20 protein-coding genes are annotated in these 20,927 nt (G+C 74.0%); 5 read left to right on the plus strand and 15 right to left on the minus strand.

The features are described 5' to 3' along the window. Positions 1–18: 18 nt before the first annotated feature. The 4 genes from EDF34_RS06425 to EDF34_RS06440 form a co-directional block, all read right to left on the minus strand. Positions 19–1,251, minus strand: coding sequence for an ABC transporter permease (locus EDF34_RS06425; protein ID WP_123370417.1), 1,233 nt, complete (start codon positions 1,249–1,251; stop codon positions 19–21). Then, complete coding sequence (locus EDF34_RS06430) at positions 1,248–2,018, minus strand: ABC transporter ATP-binding protein (RefSeq protein ID WP_123370418.1); 771 nt, start codon at positions 2,016–2,018, stop codon at positions 1,248–1,250. Before EDF34_RS06430 ends, EDF34_RS06425 begins: the two co-directional genes overlap by 4 nt. After that, on the minus strand, positions 2,011–3,291 hold the full coding sequence (locus EDF34_RS06435) for an efflux RND transporter periplasmic adaptor subunit (protein ID WP_123370419.1): 1,281 nt from the start codon (positions 3,289–3,291) through the stop codon (positions 2,011–2,013). The genes EDF34_RS06430 and EDF34_RS06435 overlap by 8 nt, the downstream gene beginning before the upstream one ends. 106 nt (positions 3,292–3,397) lie before the next feature. Continuing rightward, positions 3,398–4,915, minus strand: a complete 1,518-nt coding sequence (locus EDF34_RS06440) for a methyltransferase (protein WP_123370420.1) — start codon at positions 4,913–4,915, stop codon at positions 3,398–3,400. A gap of 84 nt (positions 4,916–4,999) precedes the next feature. Between EDF34_RS06440 and EDF34_RS17500 the strand changes: the two genes are divergently transcribed. Then, complete coding sequence (locus tag EDF34_RS17500) at positions 5,000–5,167, plus strand: hypothetical protein (RefSeq protein WP_158615051.1); 168 nt, start codon at positions 5,000–5,002, stop codon at positions 5,165–5,167. Positions 5,168–5,171: 4 nt separating this feature from the next. On the opposite strand, the gene EDF34_RS06445 is transcribed toward EDF34_RS17500, so the two are convergent. Then, the gene (locus EDF34_RS06445) at positions 5,172–5,627 is read right to left on the minus strand and encodes a hypothetical protein (RefSeq protein ID WP_148076587.1); all 456 of its coding nucleotides are present in this window, start codon (positions 5,625–5,627) and stop codon (positions 5,172–5,174) included. A 140-nt stretch (positions 5,628–5,767) separates the two neighbouring features. Here EDF34_RS06445 and EDF34_RS06450 point away from each other — a divergent pair, with 140 nt between their 5' ends. Continuing rightward, positions 5,768–6,790 carry an LLM class flavin-dependent oxidoreductase gene (locus EDF34_RS06450; protein WP_123370422.1) on the plus strand — a complete coding sequence of 341 codons (1,023 nt, stop codon included), beginning with the start codon at positions 5,768–5,770 and terminating at the stop codon, positions 6,788–6,790. A gap of 16 nt (positions 6,791–6,806) precedes the next feature. On the opposite strand, the gene EDF34_RS06455 is transcribed toward EDF34_RS06450, so the two are convergent. Continuing rightward, positions 6,807–7,268: a hypothetical protein gene (locus EDF34_RS06455; RefSeq protein ID WP_123370423.1), complete on the minus strand. Its 462-nt coding sequence runs from the start codon at positions 7,266–7,268 to the stop codon at positions 6,807–6,809. A gap of 233 nt (positions 7,269–7,501) precedes the next feature. Then, positions 7,502–9,805, minus strand: a complete 2,304-nt coding sequence (locus EDF34_RS06460; protein WP_123370424.1) for a sodium-translocating pyrophosphatase — start codon at positions 9,803–9,805, stop codon at positions 7,502–7,504. Positions 9,806–10,007: 202 nt separating this feature from the next. On the opposite strand from EDF34_RS06460, the gene EDF34_RS06465 reads away from it, so the two are divergent. Then, entirely contained in the window at positions 10,008–10,535 is a 528-nt protein-coding gene (locus EDF34_RS06465; RefSeq protein ID WP_123370425.1) for a sigma-70 family RNA polymerase sigma factor, read from the plus strand. After that, the gene (locus EDF34_RS06470; protein ID WP_123370426.1) at positions 10,532–11,758 is read left to right on the plus strand and encodes a hypothetical protein; all 1,227 of its coding nucleotides are present in this window, start codon (positions 10,532–10,534) and stop codon (positions 11,756–11,758) included. Before EDF34_RS06465 ends, EDF34_RS06470 begins: the two co-directional genes overlap by 4 nt. Here EDF34_RS06470 and EDF34_RS06475 read toward each other — a convergent pair. From EDF34_RS06475 to EDF34_RS06495, 5 genes are all read right to left on the minus strand, one after another. Continuing rightward, positions 11,742–12,476 (minus strand): anaerobic ribonucleoside-triphosphate reductase activating protein, encoded by a 735-nt coding sequence (locus EDF34_RS06475; RefSeq protein WP_370450031.1) that lies wholly within the window; start codon positions 12,474–12,476, stop codon positions 11,742–11,744. The two genes, EDF34_RS06470 and EDF34_RS06475, sit on opposite strands and share 17 nt — an antisense overlap. A gap of 107 nt (positions 12,477–12,583) precedes the next feature. Next, a complete protein-coding gene (locus tag EDF34_RS06480; RefSeq protein ID WP_123370428.1) occupies positions 12,584–14,374 on the minus strand; it encodes a ribonucleoside triphosphate reductase in 1,791 nt (596 codons plus the stop codon). Between the two features lie 348 nt (positions 14,375–14,722). After that, the gene (locus EDF34_RS06485) at positions 14,723–15,589 is read right to left on the minus strand and encodes a biotin-dependent carboxyltransferase family protein (RefSeq protein WP_123370429.1); all 867 of its coding nucleotides are present in this window, start codon (positions 15,587–15,589) and stop codon (positions 14,723–14,725) included. Next, a complete protein-coding gene (locus tag EDF34_RS06490; RefSeq protein ID WP_123370430.1) occupies positions 15,586–16,218 on the minus strand; it encodes an allophanate hydrolase subunit 1 in 633 nt (210 codons plus the stop codon). Before EDF34_RS06490 ends, EDF34_RS06485 begins: the two co-directional genes overlap by 4 nt. Next, the gene (locus EDF34_RS06495) at positions 16,215–16,973 is read right to left on the minus strand and encodes a LamB/YcsF family protein (protein WP_123370431.1); all 759 of its coding nucleotides are present in this window, start codon (positions 16,971–16,973) and stop codon (positions 16,215–16,217) included. Before EDF34_RS06495 ends, EDF34_RS06490 begins: the two co-directional genes overlap by 4 nt. Before the next feature lie 104 nt (positions 16,974–17,077). On the opposite strand from EDF34_RS06495, the gene EDF34_RS06500 reads away from it, so the two are divergent. Continuing rightward, complete coding sequence (locus EDF34_RS06500; RefSeq protein ID WP_233575207.1) at positions 17,078–19,606, plus strand: DEAD/DEAH box helicase; 2,529 nt, start codon at positions 17,078–17,080, stop codon at positions 19,604–19,606. Positions 19,607–19,684: 78 nt separating this feature from the next. On the opposite strand, the gene EDF34_RS06505 is transcribed toward EDF34_RS06500, so the two are convergent. The 3 genes from EDF34_RS06505 to EDF34_RS17815 are packed head-to-tail and all read right to left on the minus strand — an operon-like array spanning position 19,685 to position 20,894. After that, on the minus strand, positions 19,685–20,071 hold the full coding sequence (locus EDF34_RS06505; RefSeq protein ID WP_123370432.1) for an Rv3654c family TadE-like protein: 387 nt from the start codon (positions 20,069–20,071) through the stop codon (positions 19,685–19,687). Next, positions 20,068–20,463, minus strand: coding sequence for a TadE family type IV pilus minor pilin (locus tag EDF34_RS06510; RefSeq protein WP_123370433.1), 396 nt, complete (start codon positions 20,461–20,463; stop codon positions 20,068–20,070). Before EDF34_RS06510 ends, EDF34_RS06505 begins: the two co-directional genes overlap by 4 nt. Continuing rightward, positions 20,460–20,894 (minus strand): DUF4244 domain-containing protein, encoded by a 435-nt coding sequence (locus tag EDF34_RS17815; protein WP_233575209.1) that lies wholly within the window; start codon positions 20,892–20,894, stop codon positions 20,460–20,462. The genes EDF34_RS06510 and EDF34_RS17815 overlap by 4 nt, the downstream gene beginning before the upstream one ends. Between the last annotated feature and the right edge of the window lie 33 nt (positions 20,895–20,927).

A 20,927-nucleotide genomic window follows, 5' to 3' on the forward strand; every position in this document is an offset into this window, starting at 1 on the left:
TGGTGGAGGCCGCGCGGGTCATTCGGACCGCAGCGCGTCGATGGGGGTGAGGCGGGCCGCACGGGTGGCCGGGTAGACGCCGAACACGAGCCCGATGCCGACGGCCACGACGACGGACCCGGCCACGGCCGCGCCCGACACGACGATCGAGGTGTCGAGCAGCCCGGGCAGGACGTGGGCCGCGACGATGCCGAGCCCGGCACCGATGACGCCGCCGGCCAGGCCGAGGACGGACGCCTCGACGAGGAACTGCCGGCGGATCGCCCACGGCGGTGCGCCCAGCGCCTTGCGCAGGCCGATCTCGCGCGTCCGCTCGGTGACCGAGACGAGCATGATGTTCATGACGCCGATGCCCCCGACCAGCAGGGACAGGGCAGCGATGCCGGTCAGCAGCACGGTGAGCGTGCGGTAGACCGCGGTCGCCGTGGACACCAGGGCGTCCTGCGAGCTGACCGTGAAGTCGGCCGAGTCGGTGGCCGTGATGCCGTGCAGGTTGAGCAGGAGGTTGGTCGTCTCCTGGTTGGCCGCGGAGAGCTGGTCGGTCGAGGCCGCCTGCACGTAGATGGTGGACACCGAGTTGCGGGCGTTGCCGCCGACGAGCTGCTCGGACGCCGTGGACAGCGGGACGAGCGCGATGTCGTCGAGGTCCTCCGAGCCGCTGGCCCCCTCGGCCGCGAGGACGCCGACCACCTGGTAGTCGTCGTCGCCGATCGTGACGGACTGCCCGACGACCCTCGTCGTCCCGAACAGCTCCGTGGCCGTCTCCGAGCCGAGCACGATGACGTCAGCCCGGTCGGTGTCGTCGGCGGCGGTGAGGAACCGCCCGTTCTCGAGCTCGCGCGAGCGCACGTCGAGCCAGTCGGCCGTGGTGCCGGTGACCGACGTCGTCCAGTTGGTGTCGTTCGCCTCGAGGCTGGTCGAGGTCGTCTTCTCGGGGGCGACCGCGGAGACGTCGGGGGCGTTGGTCCGCGACGCGAGCGCCTCGGCGTCCGCCCGGGTCAGCGTGGCTGCCGAGCCGAAGCCGCCGCGCACGCCGTCGGTGCCGGTGCTGCTGCCGGGCGTGACGATCAGCAGGTTGGAGCCGAGCGAGCTGATCTGCGCGCTGACGTCCTTCTGCGTCCCGAGCCCGAGGCCGACGGTGAGGATCACCGCGGCGATGCCGATGAGGATGCCCAGCACGGTCAGCGCGGAGCGCAGGCCGTGCGACCGGACGGCCGCCAGGCCGGTCCGGAGTGTCTCGGTCCAGCTCACCGGTCGATCACCTCGTCGGACTGGATGAGCCCGTCGCGCACCCACACGATGCGCCGCGCGTGCTGCGCGACCTCGAGCTCGTGGGTGATGAGGACGATCGTGCGGCCCTGCTGGTGCAGCTCGTCGAGCAGCCCCAGCACGTCCGCTGTCGACTGCGAGTCGAGGTTGCCGGTCGGCTCGTCGGCCAGCAGCAGGTCCGGCTCCCCGACGAGCGCACGGGCGACCGCGACGCGCTGCTGCTGGCCGCCCGACAGCTCGCCGGGCCGGTTGGCGACGCGGTCGCCCAGCCCGACGCGCTCGAGCGCGGCCGCGGCGCGCGCCTTGCGCTCGCCCACCGGCACCTGCCGGTACATGAGCGGCAGCTCGACGTTGCGCCACGCGGACAGCGCGGGCAGCAGGTGGAACTGCTGGAAGACGAAGCCGATGCGCAGGTTGCGGATCTGGGCCAGGTCGATCTCGTCGAGCTCGGCGATGTCGTCGCCGGCCAGCCGGTAGTCGCCCTCGGTGAGCGTGTCGAGGCAGCCGATGATGTTCATGAGCGTCGACTTGCCGGACCCCGAGGGGCCCATGATCGCGACGTACTCGCCCTGCTCGATCCGCAGGTCGATGCCGCGCAGCGCCTCGAACTCGATGCTGCCGGTGCGGTAGGTCTTGCGGGCGCCGACGAGCTCGATGACCGGGGAGCCGGGCTCGGCGAGCGCCGTGCTCGTCGTGCTCGTCGTGCTCGTCGTGCTCGTGGACGGGAACGCGTCGAAGACGTCAGCCATTGGTGCCACCGCCCTGAGGACCGCCCTGGCCCGTGCCCTGGCCACCCTGGAAGCTGCCTCCGCCCGGGAACCCGCCCGGGAAGTCGCCGCCGCCGGGGACCTGACCGGTCTGACCGGTCTGGCCGCCCTGCCGGTTGCCGGTGCCGGCCTGGAAGGTCTGCACGACGACCGCGTCGCCCTCGGCGAGCCCGTCGGTGATCTCGACGAGGTTGCCGGAGGTCTCGCCGGTCTTCACGGTGACCTTCTTCTGCGTGCCGTCGGTCGCCTGCACGGTCACCGTGCTGGCGCCGTCGGCCGTCGTCACCGCGAGGGCCGGGACGGTGAGCACGTCGGTGCGGCGCTCGTAGATGATCGAGACGTCGACGCTCGTGCCGTCGTGGAGCTTGGCGGTGTCGCCCGTGACGTCGACGACGACCGGGTAGGCAGCCACGCCGGACGTGCTCGTCGAGACGAGCCCGACCGAGGCGACCGTGCCGTAGAGGGTGTCGGAGAGGTCGTCGGACGTCATCTCGACCTGGTCACCGGCGGCGACGTTCGCGACGTCGGCCTCGCTGACCGTCGTCGCGACCTGCCACGCGCCGGTGCCGACGATGACGAACTGCCCCGTGCTCGTGGTCGTCGAGGTGCTCGACTGGCTCGAGGGCTGGCTGCTGCCGGACGCCCCGCCGCTGGAGCTGCCCGCTCCGCTCGAGCCGCTCGACGAGGACCCGGTGACGACGTCGCCGACCTCGAGGTCGGCCGTCGTGACCAGGCCCGCGGCGGGCGCCTCGAGGACGGCGTCGCCGACGGCGTCCTTCGCGTCGTCGACGCCGGCCTGCGCCACGTCGACCTGCGCCTGGGCCGCGGCGATCTGCGCGTCCGAGGAGTCGGTGCCATCGGCTGCGTCGTCGGCGTCAGCGAGCTTGGCCTTCGCCTGCGCCAGCGTGGACTTCGCCGAGAGCAGGTCCGCGTCGAGGGTCAGCGTGTCGACCGTCGCGAGCACCTGGCCCTTCCTGACCGTGTCACCGGCCGCGACCTTGACCTTCGTGACCGTGCCCGAGACGGCGAAGCTCACGTCCTCCTGGACGGTCGGCTCCAAGGTGCCCGTGCCCGAGACGGTCTTCTCCATCGTCGACAGGCTCGCCTGCACCGTCCGGGTGGTCGGCCCCTGCGCCTCGGCGGACGCGGGCTGACGCCACCACACCCACCAGGCACCGGTGGCGACGAGCCCCAGGATGACGACTGCTCCGACGACCCGGGCCCACGGCCGGGTCCTTCTCCAACGCGCGCGCATGCTCTCCCTCACGGTCCTGGTGGCGATCTGAGCCAGAACCTAGGGAGGCCACCTGGTGGAGGCGTATCAGGAACCTATGACCAGGCTGTGAGGGTGTGACCTGCGGTTACGCGACGACGAGCAGCCCGTCGCGCACGAGCCCGCGCACGCTCGGCAGCACGTCCGCGGCGACGTCCTGCGCCGGGACGCCGAGCAAGGCCCCGAGCGCGCCGACGATCTGCCCCGCGGACAGGTCTCCGTCGCACGCGCCGACGAACCCGGCCAGCGCCGTCCCGGCCTGCACCGCGCGCCCGAAACCGCCGCCCTGCCGCAGCAGGACGACCTGCGGGTCGACCGCGCCGGGCGTCAGGTAGCGCTCCTCGGTGACGTCGGGCGCGACGACGAGGTGGGCGGCGGCGAGCACCTCGTCGGACGACGAGGAGAGCCACGTCTCCGCCGCGAGCGACGCGGCGATCGCGGGGCCGAGCGGCTGCTGCACCGTGCCCGTGACCTCCTCGAGGCGGCGCATCGTCGCGACACCGAGCGGCGGCCGGCGCAGCGTGATGATCCCGAACCCGATCGCCTCGACGTCGCGCGACGCGAAGTCGTCGAGCCACGCGCCGTACCGGGTGCGCCAGGCGTCGAGGTCGCGGTCCGGGGTGGTGCCGCCGTCGCGGATCCAGGTCTCGGCGTACTGGGCCGGGTCCTGCAGCTCGCGCTGGACGACCCAGCCGTCGAGCCCGGACTCGTCGATCCACTGCCCCACGCGCTCGTCCCACGACGAGCCCCGCGTGACCTCCCAGTTGCCGAGCATCTGCGCGACGCCGCCGGGCGCCAGGACCGAGCCGATCCCCGTCACGAGGTCACGCACGATCGCGTCACCGGCCCGGCCGCCGTCGCGGTACTCGTAGGCGGGCACGTCGGCGGACCGCGGCGTGATGACGAAGGGCGGGTTGCTCACGACGAGGTCGAGCTCGCTGCCGGCGACCGGGTCGAGCATCGAGCCCAGCCGCAGGTCGAGCTCCACACCCGCCAGGGCCGCGTTGAACCGCGTGAACGCCAGCGCGCGCTGCGAGATGTCGGTGGCCACGACCTGTTGCGCGTGGCGGCTGGCGTGCAGCGCCTGGATCCCGCACCCGGTCCCCAGGTCGAGCACCCGGCCGACCTCGGACCGGACCGTGACCTGCGCCAACGTCGTCGACGCGCCGCCGACGCCGAGCACGTGGTCGGTCCGCAGCGCGCGGCCGGTGGCCAGCTCGCCGAGGTCGGAGGCGATCCACCAGTCGACCTCACCGTGCCCGTCCGCCGCCGTGTACGGCCGCAGGTCGACCAGGGCGCGGACCTCGCCGCCCGACTCCTCGACGAGCCCGAGCGCTGCCGCCCCCGCGACGCCCAGCCGCGGCAGGGCGCGGCGCACCTGCTCGCTCGGCACCGCGAGCCCGAGCAGGAACAGGCGGACCAGTGCGGCCAGCGGGTCCGTGCTCGCGGCGCTCCTGCGGAGGGCCGGCACGGGCTCCTCGCGGTGCAGGGCGTCCGCCGCGACCGGACCCAGCAGCTCCTCGACGCCCACGACGCCGTAGCCGGTCGCGGTGAGGTCCGAGCGGAGGGTCTCGACGAGCGACGGGTCAGGGTTCGGCGGGGTCATGCGCCCATTGTCCGGTGCGGATGCGCCGCGCGACGAGCGGACGCACAGTGAGGGTCCACCCGACGCTCGACGAGGGGAACGACGATGTCCGACGAGACGACCAGCCAGTTCGAGGGCGACTCCCCGGAGCCGGTCGAGGCGGCTCCCTCCTCGCACCCGGGCGACGACGACCAGCCGCCGCAGGGGCCGACGCAGGAGGACACGCAGCGCAAGATCTACCCGACCGACCCGACGGGCGCCGATCCGGCGTAGCGGCTCAGGCGGTCGCGGGGCCGATCGCGACGACGGCGAGCGCCTTCTCGAGGTCGCGGCGCCACTCCTCCGCTGCCTCGGCGGACAGCCCGCTCGCCACGACGATGGGCGTCGACGGGATGCCGTCGGCCAGACGCTTCGCCACCTCGAACTCGTAACGGTGGCGCATCAGGGCGCCCCTGACCGCTGTGCGGTTCGGACCGACGTCGACGAGCGTGACGTGGACCGCCGTGACGGTCGTCGGGTTCGGGACGGACCGGATGTCGGGCGCGGGGCGCACGACCTTGAACGCCACGAGCTTGGCCACGGGCAGGACCACGAGAAGGAAGAGGACGACGCTCCAGTCACTGCCGACCCACGCGTCGGCGAGCGACATCAACGGGACGGCCACGACGATCATGACCAGGTAGGCCACGAGCAGGCGCCCGCGCGGCACCATCCCCCACAGCATCGTTCCCACGCACGCTCCTCTCGTCGGCGCAGATCCTCCCAGCCCGCCAGGCGTGCTCGCGACCTCCGAGCGGGTGACCAGCGTCTGCCATCCGGACACCTCCGCGTCGGCGAGCATCGGGGACAGGCCGCCGTCCTACGCTGCCGTCCGTGACCCGACTCGAGCTCAGCTTCCTCACCTTCGTCCCTTACGACGACCCGGCCGGCGCTGCTGACTCGCTGCGTGACGCCGTCGACCTGTTCCGGTACGCCGAGGACCTCGGCTACGACGTGGGCTGGGTGCGGGTACGGCAGCTCGAGAAGTTCCTGTCCTCACCGTTCCCGCTGTTCGGGGCCATCGGCCAGGCCACGAGCCGGATCCGCTTCGGCACCGCGGTCCTGCCCATGCGGTACGCGGACCCGATCGGCGTCGCGCAGGACGCGGCGACGGTCGACCTGCTCTCGGGCGGCCGGCTCGAGCTCGGGGTCGCGGGCGGCATCAAGCCGGCGTCGACCCTGTTCGACACGGTCCACGGCACGAGCGAGCGGTCGTTCGACGACGAGTCGCAGGACCGCATCGCCCGGCTGCGCGCGGCGCTCGCCGACGAGCCCGTCGCCGTCGCTCCCGAGGGCGGCTTCCCGATCGCCCCACCCGGGACGCCGCTGACCGTGACCCCGCACAGCCCGGGCCTCGCCGACCGCGTCTGGTACGGCCCGGGCTCGGTCGAGACTGCCGTCCGGACCGCCGAGCAGGGCATGGACCTGCTCGTCTCGACGCTGAACACCAACGACGACGGCCGGTCGTTCGAGGAGGGCCAGCGCGACCAGATCCTCGCCTACCGCGATGCGTTCGACGTGCCGGGGCGGACGCCGCGGGTCGTCGCCGGGCGCATCGTGCTGCCCTCGGTGACGCCCGCCGACGACGAGTTGTTCGCCGAGTACATCGCCTGGTACGCGGGCCGCTTCGACGAGCGCGGCCGGCCCAAGCAGGGCGGGTTCGGCGTGTTCAGCCCCACGCACCACGGGTCGCCCGACGAGGTCGTCGCGAGCCTGTCCGCGGACGTCGCGCTACGGGAGGCCACGGGCCTGGACGTCGTGCTGCCCGCGGACGCGACCCACGCGATGAGCCGGCGCATCCTGGAGAACGTCGCGACGTCGGTCGCGCCGGCGCTGGGGTGGACGCCCTCGCGCTGAGTCCCGCGCGGCGAGATCAGAGCTCGACGGCGACCCGGGCCCGGGCCTTCTCGAGCTCTCGACGCCAGAGGTCGGCCTCGACGTCGGTCACCGCGGTGGCGACCCGCACGGGGAAGGACTGGGAGCCGTCGGTCACCCTGGCAGCAAGCTCTCTCGTGAAGCCGCGTCGCCTGAGGACGCGAGCGACGGCCGTCGGGCGGGGTCCGAGCGCGACGAGCGTGACCCGGCCGAGCGCTCGGTCCTCCGGCAGCGGCAACGCGGCGACGGGGACCTGCACCGGGCCGGGCGCCAGCCACCGCACGATCCAACGCGCTGCGCGGAGGATCCCCAGCAGGACGAACGCGTTCACGACCGCCGGGAGCAGGTCCGAGTCCGTCCTGCGCAGCACCAGGAGGTTGAGGACGAACGCGAGAGCGATGGCCGCGGGGTACACGACCAGGCTGACGACGAGTCGCCGATCTCCCGATGCCTCGCGCACCCCGTCCTCCCCTCACCCGACGCATCGCCCACGCTAGCGGCGCTCGCCGCCGGCGCCATCGCGCGCAGCTGCCGCCCACGGGGGGACAGCACCCTTCTCGACCACGCTCCCCGGGAGCATGATGGGAGGGCGAGCCGACGCGGCCTGCCCTCCCCTGCGGGCAGGCCGCGTCCTGCATGACGGCGGCCCCCGGGACCAGTCCCGGGGGCCGTCGTCGTGCGATGCGTCAGTCGTCAGGAGACGAGCGCGTCCTGCGCCGGCACCTGGTCCCGCTCGGCCTCGCGGTCCACGCGCGCCGCCCGCAGCCGGGAAGCGACGACCGCCCCGAACGCGATGAGCGCCGCCACGATCGCGATGCCGAGACGCAGCCCCGTGTTCGCGTCGGGACCGACGGTCACCACCACCACCGCGGGGGCGATGAGCAGCGCCACGAGGTTCATGACCTTGAGCAGCGGGTTGATGGCCGGGCCGGCGGTGTCCTTGAACGGGTCGCCGACGGTGTCGCCGATGATGGCCGCGGCGTGGGCGTCGGAGCCCTTGCCGCCGTAGTGGCCGTCCTCGACGATCTTCTTCGCGTTGTCCCACGCGCCGCCCGCGTTGGCCAGGAAGACGGCCATGAGCACGCCGGCGCCGATGGCCCCAGCGAGGAAGCCAGCGAGCGGGCCGATGCCGAGGCCGAAGCCGACGGCGATCGGGGCGAACGCCGCCAGGAGGCCCGGGGTGGCCAGCTCGCGCAGCGAGTCGCGCGTGCAGATGTCGACGACACGGCCGTAGTCCGGGCGCTCCTCGTAGGTCATGATCCCGGGGTGGTCGCGGAACTGGCGGCGCACCTCGTTGACGATCGCGCCCGCCGCGCGGGTCACGGCGTCGATCGCCAGGCCCGAGAAGAGGAACACCGTCGCGCCGCCGAGGATCACGCCGACGAGGGTGATCGGGCTGATGATCGAGTAGTTCATCATCGCGTTCGTCAGGTCGCTGAGCGTGTCACCCGGCCGCAGGACCTCGGCCGTCTTGGTCGCCACCGCGTCGGCGTACGAGCCGAACAGCGCGGTCGCGGCGAGCACGGCCGTCGCGATCGCGATGCCCTTCGTGACGGCCTTCGTGGTGTTGCCCACGGCATCGAGGTCGGTGAGGATCTGCGCGCCCTCCTCGCTCACGTCGCCGGACATCTCCGCGATGCCCTGCGCGTTGTCGGAGACCGGCCCGAAGGTGTCCATCGCGACGATCACGCCGACGGTGGTCAGCAGACCGCAGCCCGCGAGCGCGATGAGGAACAGCGAGAGGCCGATCGAGCCGCCGGCGATGAGGAACACGCCGCAGATCGCCGCCGCGATGATGCCCGCGGTGTAGACCGCGGACTCGAAGCCGACCCCGATGCCGGACAGCACCACGGTCGCGGCGCCGGTGCGGGTGGTCGCCGCGACGTGCAGCGTCGGCTTGCTCGTCGTCCCGGTGAAGTAGCCCGTGACCCACAAGATGATGCCCGCGAGCAGCACGCCGATCGCCACCGCGAGCGAGGCGATCAGGCGGGGGTCGCCGTCGTGGGTGGGCAGGTTGCCGTTGGTGAAGTCCGCGAACGACGACGGCAGGTAGATGAACGCGGCGATCGCAGCGAGCACGACGCCGATGACGGCCGAGATGTAGAAACCCCGGTTGATCGCCGTCAGGCCCGACTCCTCGCCGCGCACCCGCGTGATGGCCACGCCGATCACCGCGACGATGGCACCGACGGCCGTCACGATGAGCGGGAAGACGAGGCCCTCCTCGCCGAACGCCGCCTTGCCGAGGATGAGCGCCGCGACGAGCGTGACCGCGTAGGACTCGAACAGGTCGGCCGCCATGCCGGCGCAGTCGCCGACGTTGTCGCCCACGTTGTCCGCGATGGTCGCGGCGTTGCGCGGGTCGTCCTCGGGGATGCCCTGCTCGACCTTGCCGACCAGGTCGGCGCCGACGTCCGCGGCCTTGGTGAAGATGCCGCCGCCGACGCGCATGAACATGGCGAGCAGCGCGGCCCCGAAGCCGAAGCCCTCGAGCACCGACGGCGCGTCCGCGCGGTAGATGAGCACGACGCTGGCCGCACCCAGCAGGCCGAGGCCGACGACCGACATGCCGACGACGCCACCGGTGCGGAACGCGATGCGCGCACCCTCGGCGCGGCCGTTCTTCTCGGACGCGGCAGCGGCGACGCGCAGGTTGGCGCGCGTGGCGAGCCACATGCCGAGGAACCCGATCGAGGCGGAGAACCCGGCACCGATCAGGAAGAAGATGGACCGGCCGACCTTGATGCCGCTGTCGCCGGGCAGGAGGAACAACAACGCACAGACGACCACCGCGAACAGGGCCAAGGTGCGGAACTGACGGTTGAGATACGCCGATGCGCCTTCCTGGACCGCCTTGGCGATCTCCTGCATCGACGCCGTGCCTTCACCGGCCGCGAGCACCTGGCGGCGCAGCACTGCTGCGATCACGAGCGCGGCGACCGCGATGGCGGCGATGACGGCGACGATCGTGATGCTCGTGGATCCGAGCTCGATCATGCATCCTCCTAGGGAGAACGGCGTGACCCCCTGATCACGCCACGCCCTGCGGCCCCGTTGCCGCCGGACCCGGGCAGTCTAGCCACGGCGAACGGCCCGTCGGTGACGTGTGGGTAACGTCTACAACGATTCCTGCCCGGTGAGCGTCTTGGGCTGATGACAGGGTCGCCCGACCCCGTCGGGGACAGGGGGACGGGGACACGTGGACGACGATCCGCTGGCGGTGCTGGCGCGGGAGCGGGGCCGCGCCCTGTTCGGCTACGCCTACCTCGTGAGCGGCGACGCCCGCACCGCGGAGGACCTGGTCCAGGACGCCCTCGTCCGCACGTTCTCTCGTCGGCGCGCGGGGTTCACGCCCGACGACGCCGAGCGCTACGTGCGGCGCGCGATCCTGACCTGCTACCTGGACGGCGTGCGGCGCTCGCAGCGCTGGTCGCGGGTGCGGCACCTGCTCGGTCCCGCCTCGGAGGTCGCGGACCCGGCGCTCGCCGTCGGGGCCGTCGTCGACGTCCGCTCGGCGCTCGCCACGCTCGCTCCCCAGGAGCGCGTCGCCGCCGTCCTGCGCTACTGCGAGGACCTCACCGTCCCGGAGGTCGCCGCCCGGATGGAGCTCGCCGAGGGCACCGTCAAGCGGTACCTGTCCACCGCCACCCGCAAGCTCACCGACCTGCTGGGGCCGCTGCCCGCGCTCGAGGAGCTCCCCGTCCTGCAGGGAAAGGCCCGGCCATGACGCACCCCACCGATCCGGTCGACCCGATGCACCGCGCGCTGTCCGACGCCGAGGCGTCCGACGAGGCCGCCGGCTACACCGTGCCCGTCGCGCTCGTCCGCTCCCGGGTGCGCCGCCGCCGGGCCGTCCGGGCCGGGGGCGCCGCGGGCGTCGCGTGCCTGGCGGTGGTGGCCGTCGTCGTCGCCGTGCCGTCGTTCCTGTCGCGCACGCCGGCCGCCGGGCCACCCGCCACTCCGCCGCCCGGGGTGAATGCCGACTGGCCGGCGCAGTTCGACCGGTGCGGAAAGAAGTTCGCCACCGTGCTGCCGGACGTCGGCCGCGCGACGCTCACGACGAGCGACGGCACGTTGGACGAGGCGAACCAGGCGATCGTGCTCGTCACGACGACCACGGGCCCCGCCGGCGTCGACGAGGGGTGGGTGTACGGGACGGAGCTCTCGGCGGTCGACGACGACGGCACGATCATCGGCGTCCAAGAGGGCCCGAGCGTCCCCGCGGTCGACGACGTCGACGACTACTACGCCGGCACCGACTTCGCGAGCGTGCCGTTCCCGATCAAGGATCACGCCAAGATCCCGTTCGTCTCCTGCGGCCAGTACCCCGACGGCTCGGGCGCGCTGGCGCTCGAGACCGGCACGTACCACCTCTGGGCCACGCAGACGATCGGCTACCGGCAGGGCTCCGAGTCGGTCGTCGCGCGTGCGACCGTGGAGGTCCCGATCGTCGTGCCCCTCCCCGCGAGGCCCGCTACAGCCGAGGACTACTTCGCGTGCGGTCTTCCGGTGGCCCGGCTCACCGAGGCGCGGCCCGATGCCGCGGGCCTCGTCCTCGAGGCGAACACCCCGGCTGCGGGCTGGGGCTCGACGGCGCCGGCCTGGTCGGTGACGGTGGGTGCGTCCGACGGCCGCACCATCTCCGCGCGCTCCGGAGCGGCGGGGAACTTGGCGCTGGTCGACAGCTCGGACACCGTCGTCGGCTTCGTCACCGCCGGTCGTAGCCCGCTCCGGGAGTTCGAGGTCGGCCCCGACGCGACGACCACCCTCGACGGTCCGACGCTCGTGACCTCGTGCGACGGCACCGACCTGACCGGGGACTACGAGGCGTGGCCGTTCCTGGTCGCGACGCTCGAGTCATCCACGCTCGCTGACGGTTCCGTCGCATCGACACCGACGACGCCGGTCGTCGTGGTCGCCGACCGCCGCGATCTCACGTTCGGTCCCTGACCGCGGCGTGGGCGGCGCGGTACTCGCTCGTCGTCCCGTCCGTGCGGACCACCTGCAGCACGTGGTCCCGCACGCCCTCGGCGGCGAGCGCCGCGGTCAGCTCGGCGACGTCCGCGCTGGTCAGCACCGTGGGGTCGACGGTCGTACGCACCTGCACGTCGACCCCTGCGTCGAGCACCAGCCTCAGCGACGCGAAGGCCTGCGCCGCGCCGCCGCGCCGGGTGATCGCGTCGTACAGCCGGGCCGGAGCCTTGACGTCGAACCCGACCCAGTCGACGTGCGTAAGCACCCGCGCCAGGGCCGGAGGGAAGGCGCCGCCGGTGTGCAGCCCGACCTGGAAGCCGGCGTCGCGCACCTCCTGCGCCGCCGCGACGACCCCGCGCTGCCGGGTCGGCTCACCGCCGGAGAAGACGACGCCGTCGAGCAGCCCGCGCCTCCTCGCCAGCAGCTCGCGGACCCCAGCCCACGGCACCACACCGGGCGTGCGGGGATCGAGGATCGCCGAGTTGTGGCAGTAGGTGCACCGCCACGGGCATCCCTGCAGGAACACCGTCGCCACGAGCCGGCCGGGCCAGTCACAGCTCGACATCGGCGTGATCCCGGCGATCGCGAGCTCGTCGGCGCCCTGCCTGCGCGCCGGCGTCGCGGGACCGCGGCCCGCGACCGCGCTGCTGTCCGCGCGCCCCCCGATCTCCGGCCCGATCCCGACCGCCCCCACCTCGGACCTGGCCCCATCCCGCCGCACTTGTGACGGGTGAGCCCAGAGTGACGCCGATTCGGTCTCACCAGCCACTCTGGTCACAAGCAGGGAGGGATCGGGCGTCATCAGGCGAGCGCCGGCTCGCGGAAGGGCGTGCGCTCCGCGTGCTCGCCCTTCTTGCCCACGTTGAACGAGCTCACCGGCCGGTGGTAGCCCATGACGCGGGTCCACACCTCGCACTCGCCGCCGCACGTCGGGCACGACGCGTGCTCGCCGGCCAGGTACCCGTGCGACGGGCAGATCGAGAACGTCGGCGTGACCGTGAGGTACGGCAGCCGGAACGTCTCGAGCGCGCGGCGGACCAGCGCGCGGCACGCGTCGGGCGACGACATCCGCTCGGCCATGTACAGGTGCAGCACCGTCCCACCCGTGTACTTCGTCTGCAGCTCGTCCTGCCGCTCGAGCGCCTCGAACGGGTCGTCCGTGAAGCCGACCGGGAGCTGCGAGGAGTTCGTGTAGTACGGGTTCTCGTCGGTCCCGGCCTGCAGGATGTCCGGCCAGCGCGACCGGTCCTCCTTGGCGAACCGGTACGTGGTCCCCTCCGCGGGCGTGGCCTCCAGGTTGTAGAGGTGGCCGGTGCTCTCCTGCAGCTCGACCATCCGCTCGCGCACGTGGTCGAGCAGCCGACGTGCCATCGCGTGGCCGGCGTCGTCGGTGATGTCGATCGCGTCGCAGGTGAAGTTGCGGACCATCTCGTTGATCCCGTTGACGCCGATCGTCGAGAAGTGGTTGTCGAGCGACGGGAGGTACCGCTGCGTGTAGGGGAACAGGCCCTCGTCGAGCAGGCGCGCAATGACCTCGCGCTTGAGCTCGAGGCTCGTGCGGGCCAGGTCGATGAGCTCGTCGAGGCGCGCGAGCAGTCCCTCCTCGTCGCCCCCGTAGAGGTACCCGAGCCGCGCGCAGTTGATGGTCACGACCCCGATCGAGCCGGTCTGCTCGGCCGAGCCGAACAGGCCGTTGCCTCGCTTGAGCAGCTCGCGCAGGTCGAGCTGCAGGCGGCAGCACATCGACCGGACGTCGCCGGGGTTCATCTCGGAGTTGATGAAGTTCTGGAAGTAGGGCAGCCCGTAGCGGGCCGTCATCGCGAACAGCGCGTCCGCGTTGGGGCTGTCCCAGTCGAAATCCTGGGTGATGTTGTAGGTGGGGATCGGGAACGTGAACACCCGCCCGCTCGCGTCGCCCTCGGTCATGACGTCCATGTACGCGCGGTTGATCATGTCCATCTCGCGCTGCAGGTCGCCGTAGGTGAAGTCGCACGGCTGCTCGCCGACGAACGGGACCTCGCCAGCCAGGTCCTCGGGGCAGATCCAGTCGAACGTGAGGTTCGTGAACGGGGTCTGGGTGCCCCACCGGCTCGGCACGTTGAGGTTGTAGACGAGCTCCTGGATCCCCTGCCGGACCTGCTCGTAGGTCAGCGCGTCGGTCCGCACGTAGGGCGCCATGTAGGTGTCGAAGCTGCTGAACGCCTGCGCGCCCGCCCACTCGTTCTGCATCGTGCCGAGGAAGTTGACGATCTGCCCGATGGCCGCGCTGAAGTGCTTCGCCGGCCGCGCGTCGACCTTCCCGGGGATCCCGCCCAGGCCTTCCTGCAGCAGCGCCCGCAGCGACCAGCCGGCGCAGTAGCCGGACAGCATGTCGAGGTCGTGGACGTGCAGGTCGCCCTCGCGGTGCGCCTGCCCGACCTCCGTCGGGTAGACGTGGCTGAGCCAGTAGTTGGCGATCACCTTGCCCGACGTGTTGAGGATCAGCCCGCCCAGCGAGTAGCCCTGGTTCGCGTTGGCGTTGACCCGCCAGTCGCTGCGCTCGAGGTACTCGTCGACCGCCGAACCCACATCGACGACCACCCGCTCCGCCATGTCGTGCTCCTTCGCCCGTCTCACGGCGCCGGGCCCACATGTTGTGGTTGCCCTGGGTGCGGACCGCAAGATGTGCGCATTTCTATGCCCGACGAGGGCCGCGCCGGAGGACCAAGGTCCCGCGTCCGGACCCGCTGCGGGCCGCCACCCGGCGTGTCGCCCGCGAACCCGGCCGGGGCGCGCGGCGTGTCGCGGCGCACTCGCCCGGGAGGCCTGCCGATCGATACGCCGGTTCGGCATCACCACGCCGGTTGCAACCGGCGTGATGATGCCGATTCGGCGTGATGACAGCATCGGCGCGGGTGGCCGGGGGACGGGTGTCGGGGGGGCGGGTGGCGGGGGGGCAGGTCAGCGGGTCAGGACGAAGCGGAGTGGGTCGCCCGGGCGGAGCTGGGCGAGGGCGCCCAGGGCCGACGAGCGCACCACCGCCAGCACCGGGTAGCCGCCGGTCACGGGATGGTCGGCACCGAACACCACCGGCAGCCCGTCCGGCGGGACCTGCACCGCGCCGGCGACGAGCCCGACCGGCGGCAGCTCGCGCCCCTGCGCGTCAGGACGGCGTCCGACGACGGCCCCGTCGAGCCGCACCGCGACCCGGTCGCTCGCGGGCGTCGCCCGGTACCCGGTGCGGGCCGTGAGCACCTCCAGCCCGTCGGCGAACCAGTCCGCGTGCGGGCCGGGGAGCACGGGCACGACGACCTCGTCGGGCCAGGGCGGTCCGGGCGCGACGTCGACCGTCGGCAGCTCGTCGGGCGCGGGACCGACTCCGAGCACGTCGCCCTCGGCGAGCGGAGCAGGCCCCAGCCCGGCGAGACGGTCGGCCGACCTCGACCCCAGGACCACGGGGACGTCCACGCCGCCCCGCACCGCGACGTACGTCCGCAGCCCGCGGGTCGCGGTGCCGATGACGAGCTCGCCGCCGTCGGGCACCTCGAGGACCGCGCGTCGCCCGACGGGCCGGCCGTCGACCGTCGCCGGGCCCTCGGCGCCCGTGACCGCGACGGTGACCGGACCGCGTGCGCGCAGGTGCAGGCCGCCGAGCAGCACCTCGATCGCCGCAGCCGACTCCGGGTTGGCGACCAGGCGGTTGGCGAGCCGCAACGCGCCCCGGTCGGCCGCCCCCGAGCGCCCCACGCCCACGTGGGCCCAGCCCGGCCGGCCCAGGTCCTGCACGAGCGCGAGCAGCCCGGGCGCGAGGACCTCGAGGGCGGTCATCGGCCCGCCTCGACGAACCGCACGTGGGTGCCCGGCGCGAGCAGGGCGGGCGGGCGGCGGTCGACGTCCCAGAGCGGCTGGTCGCACCGACCGAGCAGCCGCCAGCCGCCCGGTGTCGCTGCCGGGTAGACCGCGCTGAACTCGTCGGCGATCGCCACCGAGCCCGCGGGGACGCGCTCGCGAGGACTCGCACGCCTCGGCACGCGCAGCGCAGGGTCGAGCCCGACGAGGTACGCGAACCCGGGCATGAAGCCGCCGAACGCGACCGTGTACGTCGCCGCCGCGTGGCGCTCGACGACCTCGCGGGCTGGCAGGCCGGTCAGCGCGGCGACCTCGTCCAGGTCGGGCCCGTCGTAGGTCACCGCGAGCTCGACGGGCGGCACCGCGGCCACCTCTGGCGAGGCACCGCTCGGCACGCCGAGCGCGCGCACGGCCGCCGCCAGGCCGGCGTGGTCGACGGCGCCGACCCCGCGCAGCAGCAGGGTGCGCGCGGCGGGCACCTGGTCGACGACCTGCGCGAGCGCACCCTCGCGCCGCGCCGCTCGCACGGTGTCGTCGAGCACGCGGACCTGGGCGAGGTCGTCCAGCTCGACGAGCACGGCGTCGTCGCCGAACGGCACCACCCTCACGCGAACGCCCGCAGCTCGACCCCGGCCGTCAGGAGAGCGGCGCGAACGCGAGCTGCCAGCGCGACGGCTCCGGGTGTGTCCGAGTGCACGCACACCGACTCGGCCGCGACGGCGACGTCCCGACCGTCCGCTCCGCGCACCAGCCCCGCGGTCGCGATCCGCAGCACCCTGGCCGCGACCTCGTCCGCGTCGGTCACGAGCGCGCCGGGCTCGCCGCGGGGGACCAGGGTCCCGTCCGCGCGGTAGCCGCGGTCGGCGAAGGCCTCGGTCACCGCGCGCAGCCCGCGTGCCGTCGCCAGCGCGAGGACGGCGGACCCCGGGAGCCCGACGAGCGGCAGGTCGCCGACGCCGTCGACGACCGCCCGGGCCTGGTCCTCGTGGTGCACCACGGTGTTGTAGAGCGCGCCGTGCGGCTTGACGTAGGCGACCCGCGCGCCGTTCGCGTGCGCGACCTCGCGGAGGGTCTCGACCTGCCGCGCGACCTGGTCGCGCAGCTCGTCGGCCGGCACGTCGACGAACCGGCGGCCGAAGTTCTGCCTGTCGGCGTACGAGACGTGGGCCCCCACGCTCACGCCGTGCCTGGCGGCGGTCCGGCACACGTGCGCCATCACGCGCTCGTCGCCCGCGTGGAAGCCGCAGGCGACGTTCGCGCTGGTCACGATCCCGAGCAGCTGCGCGTCGAGCCCCTCGACGCCCGGCAGCCAGGCGTCGAAGTCCTCGCCGAGGTCGCAGTTGAGGTCGATGCTGGCCGCCATCCGACCAGCGTCCCAGAACGGGCGGCCCCGCGCGGATCCGCTCGCCTCGCCGCCCGGCGTCCCCGTCGGGGCCGAGCGTGGCCGACCGATGGGAGGATGGCGACGTGGACCTGCTGGACGTGCTGGGGGCCGGCGGTCGTCGCACCGATCGGATCACGCACGTGCGCCACGTCCCGGCGCGCCCGGGCGAGCACGCCGACTGGCCCGCGTGGGCCGACACCGACCTCGTCCAGGGCTACCGAGCCCTCGGTGTCGAGCGCCCGTGGGTGCACCAGGTGGCCGCGGCGGACGCCGCGTGGTCCGGCCGGCACACGGTCCTCGCGACCTCCACCGGGTCCGGCAAGTCGCTCGCGTACTGGCTGCCCGCGCTGTCCAGCATCCGCGCGGACGCGGCCGGGGCGCTGCTCGACCCCGGCCGCATCGAGTCGGTCACCCGCCGCGGCAGCACGCTGTACCTGTGCCCGACGAAGGCGCTGGCCGCGGACCAGCTCGCCGCGCTCGACCGGTTGCTGACCGCGGGCCGCACGCGGGACGTGCGGGTCGCGACGTGCGACGGCGACACCTCCCTCGACGAGCGCCGCTGGGTGCAGGACCACGCCGACGTCGTCCTGACCAACCCCGACTTCCTGCACTTCGCACTGCTCCCGCAGCACCGGCGATGGGCCCGGCTGCTCGGCTCGCTGCGCTACGTCGTGCTCGACGAGTGCCACGCGTTCCGAGGTGTCTTCGGCGCGCACGTGGGCCTCGTCCTGCGTCGGCTGCGCCGGCTGGCCGCTGCCTACGGCTCGTCGCCCGTGTTCGTCCTCGCGTCGGCGACGACGGCCGACCCGGCGGCGAGCGCCGCTCGACTCCTCGGCGTCACGCCCGACGAGGTCACGGCGGTGACCGACGACGCCTCCCCCGCGGGCCGCAAGACGTTCGTCCTCTGGCAGCCGCCCGAGCTGCCCGGCACCTCCGGTCCGTGGTCCGACCTGGTGCCCGACGACGACCCGTGGGCCACGCCGCTGCCCGTCCCCGCCCAGGCCACGCGTGCTGCGGGCGACCTCGCGCCGCCTGCCCCGGACGACGTCTGGCCGAGCGCGGCCGCTCCGGCCGAGGGCGCTGGGCCGCGCGGGACCGGCGAGCGGCTGGTCGCCGACGCCACCGACCGCCCCCGCCGCACCGCGACCGCCGAGATCGCCGACCTGCTCACCGACCTCGTCGTCGCGGGTGCCCGCTCGCTCGCGTTCACGCGGTCGCGCCGGGGGGCGGAGTCGGTCGCGTCGGCGACGCGCTCGCACCTGCTCGAGGTCGACCCGTCGCTCGTCCGGGCGGTGTCCGCCTACCGCGGCGGGTACCTGCCCGAGGAGCGTCGCGAGCTCGAGCGCGCGATCCGGACCGGCGAGCTGCGCGCGCTGGCCACGACCAACGCGCTGGAGCTGGGCGTGGACATCTCCGGGCTCGACGTGGTGCTCATCGCCGGCTGGCCCGGCACGCGCGTGTCGCTGTGGCAGCAGGCCGGGCGAGCCGGACGGGCAGGCGCCGACGGGCTGGTCGCGCTCGTCGCGCGCGAGGACCCGCTCGACACCTACCTCGTGCACCACCCCGAGGCCATCTTCGACGTGCCGGTCGAGGCCACGACCTTCGACCCCACGAACCCCTACGTCCTGGCCCCGCACCTGTGCGCGGCCGCGGCCGAGCAGCCGCTGCGGTTCGACGAGCTGGACCTGTTCGGCCCGCGCACGGCCGAGCTGCTCGACGAGCTGGTCGAGCGCGGGGCCCTGCGCCGGCGTTCGTCGGGCTGGTACTGGACGCACGCCGAGCCGGCCTCGCGGCTGACCGACCTGCGCGGCGCGGGCGGTGACCCCGTCCGCGTGGTCGAGTCCGTCACCGGTCGCCTGCTCGGCACCGTCGACGCCGCATCCGCCGACTCGACCGTCCACCCCGGTGCCGTCTACGTGCACCAGGGCCTGACGTTCGTGGTCGACGAGCTGCACCTGGACGACGGCGTCGCCCTGGTCACCCGCGACGACGTGGACTACGGCACGTGGGCGCGGTGGGTGACGTCGACCGAGATCGTCGCCGTCGAGCAGGAGGTCGCGTGGGGGCCGATCACCTGGGGCTTCGGCTCGGTCGACGTGACCACGCAGGTGCTCGGCTACCAGCGCAAGCGCATCCCCGACATGCAGGTGCTCGGCAGCAGCGAGCTCGACCTGCCTGCCCGGACCCTGCGCACGACGGCGGTCTGGTGGACCGCTCCGGCCGCGGTGCTCGAGGAGGCGGGTGTCACGCTCGAGGCCGTGCCCGGCGCGCTGCACGCCGCCGAGCATGCGTCCATCGGGCTCCTGCCCCTGCTGGCGACGTGCGACCGGTGGGACCTCGGGGGGCTCTCGACCGCGCTGCACGCCGACACCGAGGAGGCGACCGTCTTCGTGCACGACGCCTACCCCGGCGGCGCCGGCTTCGCCGAGCGCGGGTTCACGCTCGGCGCGACGTGGCTCCGGGCGACCCGCGACGCCATCGCGTCCTGCCGGTGCGCCACGGGCTGCCCCGCCTGCGTGCAGTCCCCCAAGTGCGGCAACGCCAACAACCCGCTCGACAAGGCCGCCGCCGTCCGGCTGCTCGACGCGGTCCTCACGCACGCCACCACCTGACCCCTCCTCGCACGCCCGCTCCGGGCGTGCACCCCGGCCCTCGTCAGCCATCCCGCACACCGCCCCACCCATCGGCCGTCACGGCACCGGCCCGGCCCGTGCGTCCGCGGTCGCCGCCCCGGCGGGAGACCGGGCCGCGACGACGACCGCGACCACACCGCCCGCGAGCGCGTCGCAGGCGACGAGCCGCCCGCCGTTGCGCCGCACGGCCTCGGCCGCCACGCCGCACGGGTCTCCCCAGCCGTCACGCCAGGCCGACGCAGCAGCGAGCGCCGCGAGGTCCGCGGCGCTCTGCGCTCGCCCGCGGGCCCCCTGCGCCGCCGACAGCAGCCCGAGCACCACGGCGACCAGACCGAGCACCCCGACCACGGCCAGCAGCAGCACGGTCCCGGAGCCACGGTCGCCCCGCGGACGGGACGACCGCCTCGCGTCCCGGAGGTCGGCGCGAGGTCCACGGCGCGTCATGACCCCGCCTCCGCGCCCAAGCCCTCACCGGCACCGCCACCGCCGAGCGACGGCTCCACCCGTGCGACCGACGACGCGCTCGCGCGCAGCGCCCCACCGCCGAACGGCAACCCGCCGATCTCCGCGCTCACCGTCACGGTCACCCAGCCGCCCGACTCCGCGATCGCCACCCGCGCCCCTTCGCCGGCAGCCCGGCGAGCATCGTCGGCCGCGTCGTCGGACCCCAGGGCTGCTGCGCGGGCGCCGGCCCGGGCACCGTCGGCGCAGCGCAGCTGCGCGATGCCGGCGGCCGCAATCGTGAGGACCGCGACGAGCAGGAGCACCACGGCGGGCAGTCCCACGGCGAGCTCGGCGGTGACCGACCCCCGTTCGCGACCGACGGCGGGGCTCACAGCGACAGCGCCTGCCGCACGATCCCGAGCAGGAGACCACGCACCTCGTTGCCCTTGAGGATCACGACCAGGAGCCCCGCGAAGCCGACCGCGGCGAGCGTGGCGATGGCGTACTCCGCGGTCGCCATGCCCGCCTCGCGCAGCTCGCCGCGCACCGCCTGGCTGGCGCGCTCCACGAGGTGCCGCCCGCGGGCCACGGGGCGCCAGTCGGTCCGCGGCCGGGCCGCCCGCAACCGCCGGCGGACGTGGAGCTCGTCCGGCTCCTCCGCCGCACGCGGGCCATCGCTCCCCTGCTCGTCGGCGCCGCCGCCGCGGGCCTCCAACGGTTCGACGCTCGGTGCGTCGAGGTCCTCGCGCCGACGTCCGCCCTGCGCTTCCGGGGCGGGGATCGTGGGCGGCGTCGACGGCCGCGGGTCCAGCGTGATGCTCATCGCTCCTCCAACCTGTCCTACGCGCCGGAGATC

This window comes from Cellulomonas sp. PhB150, assembly GCF_003755175.1.
Classification (GTDB): domain Bacteria; phylum Actinomycetota; class Actinomycetes; order Actinomycetales; family Cellulomonadaceae; genus Cellulomonas.